General features: G+C 72.0%; 1 protein-coding gene. It reads right to left on the reverse strand.

The features are described 5' to 3' along the window. Positions 1 to 176 precede the first annotated feature (176 nt). A partial coding sequence (locus tag MJ783_RS20075) for a hypothetical protein (RefSeq protein ID WP_239312641.1) occupies positions 177 to 860 on the reverse strand: 684 nt, incomplete at its 5' end.

The following is an 860-nucleotide window of genomic DNA, read 5'->3' on the forward strand; positions in this document are numbered from 1 at the left end:
CCGGCACGAGGGTGCGCGGCAAGCTGGTCGGGTTGCGGTAAGGGCCTGTTGTGAATCGAGGATCCGGCCGGCGAGTCGCGTTCAGGTGGTCTCTGGCAAGACGGGAGCCCGCACCGATACTGGCTGGGTCCTATCGGTGTGGCCAGCAACGAAGCCAGGCGCCAGCTGGGTGTGAATCACCCAGAAAAAGATCCAAAACAGGTGCTGAAAACGGGTGGCCCCCTGCGGGTGACCACATGGAGGAGCAGGGCAGGACGTGACACCCGCCGCATCCACCAAACGGGCGGGATCAGGTCGGCGGCGCGCGGGCGGGCAGACCCGACATGGCGTCGCAACAGCCGGCGGGCGACCCGGCGCGCGGCGGTCGCGGCACCCCGCGCCGCCCGCCACAGCAGCCGTTCCCCGACCGCGAGCCAGCAGGCGAGGACAACCGCGGCCAGCAGGTGCGCGATGGCCATCGCGGGCCCGCCGGGCAGCAGGTCCACACCCGGCACCGCGCTCTGTGACACCATGTCGCCCGCATGGGTGATGGCGGTCACGCCGCTCGAGCCGCCGCCTGCGGCAGCGCCCACGGAGACGTTCGCGATACCGGCGGGTTCGGTGACGGCAAAGGCGAAATGCAGGCCCGCCTGCACCCCGACCACCACGGCGGCGAGTCGCCGGACGGACATCCGTCCCTTGGCCGCTCCCCAGCAGACCCGAGCGGTCACCAGCGTCCCGAACCCCATGACCGACAGCGGCGGCAACCGGCCGCACGCCACGCTGTGTCCGGCAACCGCCAGCAGGACAGCCAGGACCGCCACCGCCGCGGCGCGCACGCCCCGGCCGACGGGTGTCGCGGCCCAGTTCACAAACCCAGA

The organism is Protofrankia sp. Cj3, from assembly GCF_917627355.1.
Classification (GTDB): Bacteria; Actinomycetota; Actinomycetes; order Frankiales; family Frankiaceae; genus Protofrankia.